General features: G+C 54.9%; 5 protein-coding genes. 1 reads left to right on the plus strand and 4 read right to left on the minus strand.

What is annotated here, in order from left to right:
• Window position 1: 1 nt before the first annotated feature.
• Complete coding sequence (locus Q1A71_RS17195) at window positions 2-889, minus strand: NAD(P)H-binding protein (protein ID WP_299679103.1); 888 nt, start codon at window positions 887-889, stop codon at window positions 2-4.
• 225 nt (window positions 890-1,114) lie between these two features.
• Here Q1A71_RS17195 and Q1A71_RS17200 point away from each other — a divergent pair, with 225 nt between their 5' ends.
• Window positions 1,115-2,041 carry an AraC family transcriptional regulator gene (locus Q1A71_RS17200; RefSeq protein ID WP_299679106.1) on the plus strand — a complete coding sequence of 309 codons (927 nt, stop codon included), beginning with the start codon at window positions 1,115-1,117 and terminating at the stop codon, window positions 2,039-2,041.
• Here Q1A71_RS17200 and Q1A71_RS17205 read toward each other — a convergent pair.
• From Q1A71_RS17205 to Q1A71_RS17215, 3 genes are read right to left on the minus strand one after another with little or no spacing between them, the layout of a single operon-like run.
• On the minus strand, window positions 2,033-4,387 hold the full coding sequence (locus tag Q1A71_RS17205; protein WP_299679109.1) for a xanthine dehydrogenase family protein molybdopterin-binding subunit: 2,355 nt from the start codon (window positions 4,385-4,387) through the stop codon (window positions 2,033-2,035). The two genes, Q1A71_RS17200 and Q1A71_RS17205, sit on opposite strands and share 9 nt — an antisense overlap.
• Window positions 4,384-5,370 carry a xanthine dehydrogenase family protein subunit M gene (locus Q1A71_RS17210; protein WP_299679112.1) on the minus strand — a complete coding sequence of 329 codons (987 nt, stop codon included), beginning with the start codon at window positions 5,368-5,370 and terminating at the stop codon, window positions 4,384-4,386. Before Q1A71_RS17210 ends, Q1A71_RS17205 begins: the two co-directional genes overlap by 4 nt.
• Entirely contained in the window at window positions 5,367-5,870 is a 504-nt protein-coding gene (locus tag Q1A71_RS17215; RefSeq protein ID WP_299679115.1) for a 2Fe-2S iron-sulfur cluster-binding protein, read from the minus strand. The genes Q1A71_RS17210 and Q1A71_RS17215 overlap by 4 nt, the downstream gene beginning before the upstream one ends.
• Window positions 5,871-6,416: the final 546 nt, after the last annotated feature.

Below are 6,416 nucleotides of genomic sequence, written 5' to 3' on the forward strand. Positions count from 1 at the left end.
GTTAAGGGCTGGCTGATAGGGCATCGGCCAGTGAAAGTGTCGGACGGCCGATAAGATCCCCTAGCGTGCCGTTAGCGTCTTCAAGCGCCCCATCGGCAGCACACAGATCGGTATCGACCAGAATTGACGTAAGCGTCTGTGGCAGGTTGTGTGCCTCCAGCGTAGTTCTAAAGGCTTCTGCATCCATATTCCGGTATCGAATATCCGTATTGAACTGCTCGCTTAAAGCCGCAGCGAGATCATTGAGCGAATATGAAGCATCGCCGGCTAATTCAAAGACCTGCCGAGACGGGACGAAATCTGGATGGATCACAACAGCGGCCGCCGCTGCATAATCCGCGCGACCAGCAGAAGAAAAACGACCATTGGCTGCAGCGCCTGCAATGAAACCATCCTTCAAGGCTTGTTGGACTCCGTTGAGATGATTTTCCAGATACCATCCATTGCGAAGCACCACATGATCTATGCCGGAAGACGTCAACATGTCCTCAGTTTCCCGGTGATCGGTCGTCAAAACCAGCGGCGTGTCCTGAGCATTTAGAATGCTGGTATATGCAATGAACTTCACACCGGACGCCTGTGCCGCATCAATCACGTTCTGATGTTGGGTCCGGCGCGGTTCAAACGAATTGGAAGAGACAAATAGCAGACGTTCGATCCCCGACATCGCCTGTCTCAGTGCCGCAGGATCTTCGTAATCCGCTTCTCTCGTTTCGATCCCTAGTTGATCGAGTTTCGACACGCGGGCATCGGCCTCTTTTTTCGGTCGCACAAGCGCGGCAATCTGGTTCGGATCCAACCTTTGCAGCAAGGCCGAAATCGCCAGACCTCCGAGTTGTCCCGTTGCGCCTGTGACCATCACTTTGGGTGTAGATTTACAACTGTTCATTTTGGTTCACTCTCTTGAGTTGCGCGAAGCCAACCGCCGATCATACAGCAGCTAGATGCAGACAGCTCAGCACAAGCCTGCGATTTTCTACCCAAGAACAGTGCTGATCTTTGGAGCACGACGCGATCCTCCATGTTGATATCCGATGAGATATGAGCGATAATTCGAACTTAAAGCACTCAGTAGTTCGCAAATATCTCGCCAGCGTTCAAAAACAGGTCATCTATGGATCCTTTGTCCAATATCGTCTCATTGTTGCATCCACATGATTGTGTCGCTGCCGGTTTTGACGCGGGCGGTGACTGGTCAATTCGATTTGAGGCGCATGAGGGTCTGAAATGTAATGCCGTTCTCAAAGGAGAATGCTGGATTACCGTTCAGGATACCGACCCCGTTCATCTTCCGGCTGGCCATTGCGCAATTCTGCCACGGGGTCGGCCCTTTGTCCTGTCATCGAAACCCTCACAAACAGGGATTGATGCACAAATTCTATACGAGCCAGTACGCCATGGCGGGACGGCGACCTACGGATGCGGCGGCGATTTTTTCATGACGGGTGCGAGGTTCCTCCTTGACGGATTACCTGCGCGGACACTCATGCGCAATTTGCCACCTTTGATCGTGATCAGCCCTGGTCCTGAGCAGGAGACCATCCGTTGGACACTTAGTCGCATTGCGGATGAGCTGCGTTTGCCCCGACCGGGAAGCCCATTAACGGTCACACATCTTTCCCACGTCTTGCTGCTTCAAGTCCTGCGCGATCATCTCTCGACAAATTCGCCGGTCGGCAAAGGCTGGCTCGCCGCCTTGGCGGACAAACGCATCGCACCTGCGATCGCAGCGATGCACGACGATCCAGCGAGAGCTTGGAGCGTTGAGACACTTGCGAAGCTGACTGCAAGTTCACGAACCTCGTTTGCGGTTCGATTTCGTGAGGTGACCGACCAAACACCAATCGAATATTTGACTGAGTGGCGCATGTTGATTGCTGCAGATAGGTTGAAAAACTCACAGATGCCCGTGGCGACAATTGCTTCCGATGTCGGCTACACTTCTGAAAGCGCATTTGGTGTAGCCTTCAAGAGGACCATGGGACACGCGCCGCGACAATTTGCAAAAAACTCGCGGCGCGCTTTGGTCGTCTCACATTAGGGCATCCAAACGGATCGGGAGGTCGCGTGCGCGCTTCCCGGTTGCGTCGTAAATGGCATTTGAGATCGCTGCTGCTGGTCCACTCATCCCGATCTCGCCAATTCCGCGCGCGCCCGTCGGTGCTTGAGGATCAGGAATGTCAGTCCAGCCCACGTCAATATGGGGCACGTCAAGGTGGGTCGGCATATAGTAGGACCCGAAGCTTGGGTTCATCACGCGTCCGTTCCGCTCGTCAAAACTGGCGCCTTCCATCAATGTCATCCCGAGCGCCATGATTATGCCGCCTCGAAACTGACTTTCAGCCAATTTCGAGTTCAGGATTTTTCCGCAATCATAGATGGCCGTGATCCGAGGCACGCGTATTTCACCGGTGACTGAGTTCACCCGGACCTCAGTGAATACCGCCCCAGTCGAATGCATTGACCAGTCCTGTGTCCATTCCGAGATAGGCCCGCCCTGCCCTTCCGCAGATACAGTGCCGCTTTCCGACAATGCAACAAGGTCAACCAGCGGGATCCGTTGCTGAGGATCGGCTAGCGAATAAAGGGCCCCCTCAGCAGTTCCAAGTTCAGCAGCCGGAAGGCCATGCAACGGTGATGTCGCTGGAACTAGGCTCACAAGCTCGGCAAGCAAAACCTCATGCGCCGCTGTCAATGAGGCTCCGATTGCCGCGGTTTGCTGTGATGCAGCCGCAATCAAGGCACCAGGCAACGTATTGTCACCGTGCCTGACTTCAATCGCCTCATAGGGAATGCCAAGCCGTTCTGAGGCAACGGCTGCTGTTGCAGTTGTCGTCCCCATGCCCATGTCGGCCGCGGCGGTTTCGATCAATGCACCACCCTCACCGTTCAACGTGATACGGGCGGCACCACCTGGGAAACGCTTATAGGGATAGTAAGCTGCAGCCATACCGGTCCCTACTTGCCATTCACCTTCGCGGTAGCCTTGGCGCTCTCCCGAACGTGGAACCCAGCCAAACCGACGCGCACCTTCGCGATATGCATCGATCAATGCACGCTGCGAATGCTTGCGGCCGGTTGTTGGATTGACGTCAGGCTCATTGCGAACCCGCAGTTCAATGGGATCGATCGCGAGGCGTTCGGCAAGCTCGTCCAACGCAACTTCCAGGGTAAATGTCCCAGTTGCTGCCCCCGGTGCTCGCATAAACGTATTCGCAAGCATATCCATCGTGCCTGCCCGGATCTCAAGGTGCATGTTGTCGGCACGATACATGTGTTCGCTCTGCTCGAAAAACGGTTCAGTCATCGAGTTGTTCTCAATTTTCATCGTCGTTCCGGTGTGGATCAGCGACGTCAGACGACCTTCGCGGTTAGAGCCCAATGCTACTCGCTGCCGGGTTGGCGCGCGCGCACCACATATCCGAAACACGCCCTCTCGGGTCAGTGCCATGCGAACAGGTCTGTCGGCCAATTGCGATGCAGCAGCAGCGAGGATGTGGTATTGCCATACCGTCTTGCCTCCGAAGCCTCCGCCAACATATTCAGCTGACAAATGCACCTCTGCGGGCGAAATGCCGAACACTTTCGCAATCGTAATGGCGGACAAATCGACCCCTTGCGAGCAATCATGCATGCGAAGGATGCCGTCTTGCCACAAGACCGTGACGGCATGCGGCTCAATCTGATTGTGGTTATGTGCTGGGGTGTTGAACGACAGATCGACGGACACTTCCGCATCCGCTAGTGCCGCCTCTGCATCACCCTCCTCAATGAGTAGATTACGGCCCGCATAGAAACTTGTCTGCGCGCTTTCTGCTGCGACGTCAAAACTCGTGACAGCATCAGACTCTTCATAGGCGACGTTGATCAAGGTGGCTGCATGATCGGCTTCTTCCTGGGTCGACGCCAGAACGACTGCGACAGGTTGCCCGTTCCAAAGTACCTCAGCGTCTTGCATCACAGGTGTCGAGCTTCCCGCCATTCCGGTTGGTGAGGAATAGAAGGGTTCAGGTCGTTCAAGTCTTGGCGCGTTTTCATGCGTCATCACAAGAACAACACCAGGTGCTGCCTCTGCCTCAGCTGCCTCCAGAGACGTAATCGTACCCCGCGCAATGGTCGAGTAGACAAGTGCGCCATAGACCATGCCAGGATAGCTATATTCAGCGGCAAATTTTGCGCCGCCGCGCGCTTTCTCCGCTCCGTCTCGCCGAATATGAGGAACGCCTAGACTGGCAAAAGCGCCCGAAGCAGCAGGTGTTGTGGTGGTTTGTGCACCAACAGGCAGGCCAAGCGCGCTAACAGCAACGACGGCCGCTGAACCAGCCAGGACCTGACGTCTATTGGGATCCGACTTGCGTGAAGACGGGTTGGGTTTGATATTTGTCATTGTGCGTCTCCTGCGAGGTCTTGCAGCACGGCAACAATCACACGTTGCGCCAGTTCAGGCTTGAAGACATTTCCGGGTTGAGTTGTTGCGTCCGCCAGTGCGATTTGAGCGGCATTTCGGAAGACCTCCTCTGTTGGTGGGGACCCAACAATCGCCGCTTCCGCTTCTGTTGCGCGCCAAGGCTTAGGTGCGACGCCGCCGATTGAAATACCGGCGTCTACAACCAACCCATCTTCGATGATCAGGCTGCCTGCGACAGAGACAAGTGCGAAAGCGTAGCTCGCGCGATCTCGCACCTTGCGATAGGTTGCACGTCTGTTTGCAGACGGTGCAGGAAGATCGACTGATACAATGAGCTCACCCGGATTAAGCTGATTTTCGATGTCAGGCGTATCTCCGGGAAGAACGTAGAAGTCGTTTATCGAAATGCTTCGGGTCCCCTGCTCACTCTCGACATTGATCACTGCGTCATAGAGCGAAAGAGCGACGGACATATCCGATGGATGTGTTGCGATGCAGCTATCTGACACGCCAAGGATGCCATGAGCACGGTTGAAACCGCCGATAGCATCACAACCCTCGCCGGGAGTACGCTTGTTACACCGTGATCCAGCCACATCGTAAAAGTACGAGCAGCGTGTCCGCTGCAGAATGTTCCCGCCGACCGTCGCCATATTTCGGATTTGTGCAGATGCTCCTGCAAGGATAGCACGGGATAGAGCAGGATATTGGGCTCGGACCGTCGCGTCTTCGGCGACGGCCGTGTTGCTGACGCCGGCACCAATCCGAAGACCACCGTCAGACTGCTCTTCGATGCTCTGCGCCAAGCTGGTGACGTCAATCAGACGTGTCGGGGTCGCAATTCCTTCACGCATCAAATCCACCAAGTTGGTTCCCGCTCCCAGAAACTTTGCGGTGTCACCATCATGTCGTTCGAGAGCGTCAGTGGAGGACGTTGCTTTTTCGTATGTCAAAGGGTTCATTGCTCTTCCCCCCCCACATAGGCTGCGACGGCATCGATAATGCCGTTGTGGGCCCCGCATCGGCACAGGTTTCCGCTCAACCGCTCTTTGATTTCATCGCGGCTCAGGCGCGGGGCGACAGTCAGGTCCGAGGAAACATTGCTTGGAGCACCGCGCTCCAGCTCGGACTTAAGAGCGATCCCGCTCATAATTTGGCCTGGGGTGCAGTAACCGCATTGCATCCCCTCGTTCTCGACAAAAAGAGCCTGCAAAGGATGCAGCTCATCGCCGTCCGCTACACCTTCAATCGTCGTGACCGAACGACCATCATATTGGGCGGCAAGCGCGAGACACGCAAGAATACGTTCTCCATCAACCAACACTGTGCACGCTCCGCATGCGCCTTGGTTACAGCCTTTCTTACTGCCAAAAAGGTCAAGACGTTCTCGCATGAAATCAAGAAGCGAAATGCGGGCATCATCCGGCAAATCGTAGGGTTGGTTGTTTATTTCTATGGTCATCGGTTCGCTCCCTAAGCTGAGCGCTCTAACGCGCAAATTCGCCGTAGCGGTCGTTGACCAGAACACCCAAGCAGATCAGATTTCCTCCTGACCCAGCCTTCAAATGAGATAAATCCTTGAGAGATTGGTCGCGCCGCACGCAAGTGGCTGGTGAAAGTATATTTTAAGGCCTCGACTGCGACCGTTCTAAGCGTACAGCTTATTGTCGTCGGCGTTCGCAACTATCGAATTTGGTCGAGACCCTTGTTGTTAGAGACGTGAAAACATCTTGGTTAGGTGGTAATCGGAATGTTCTGGAGAGTATGGGCAGATCAGATTTAGAACGACGCCTACACGTCGTCCGCAATATTGTTCATCAAGGACATGAGTTGCCCGAAATGACCCCGCGTGTGCGCCAGAAGGTTCGGATCGGAAGTGATCACGACGGTCAGATCAAGACACTGCCCCGACGAACGTCGTCCTTCCTCGGTTGATCAGCCGCACTTGAGTGGTCCAATTTGATTGTTAGTGCATGACCGGCCTTTGGTCCATCTGGACGATGGTTTC

The sequence above is a fragment of the uncultured Roseobacter sp. genome, assembly GCF_947493125.1.
Lineage (GTDB): Bacteria > Pseudomonadota > Alphaproteobacteria > Rhodobacterales > Rhodobacteraceae > Roseobacter.

Coding starts and splice junctions, on each gene's coding strand:
- Q1A71_RS17195 (WP_299679103.1), bottom strand. CDS start 889: ATGAACAGTTGTAAATCTACACCCAAAGTGATGGTCACAGGCGCAACG.
- Q1A71_RS17200 (WP_299679106.1), top strand. CDS start 1,115: ATGGATCCTTTGTCCAATATCGTCTCATTGTTGCATCCACATGATTGT.
- Q1A71_RS17205 (WP_299679109.1), bottom strand. CDS start 4,387: ATGACAAATATCAAACCCAACCCGTCTTCACGCAAGTCGGATCCCAAT.
- Q1A71_RS17210 (WP_299679112.1), bottom strand. CDS start 5,370: ATGAACCCTTTGACATACGAAAAAGCAACGTCCTCCACTGACGCTCTC.
- Q1A71_RS17215 (WP_299679115.1), bottom strand. CDS start 5,870: ATGACCATAGAAATAAACAACCAACCCTACGATTTGCCGGATGATGCC.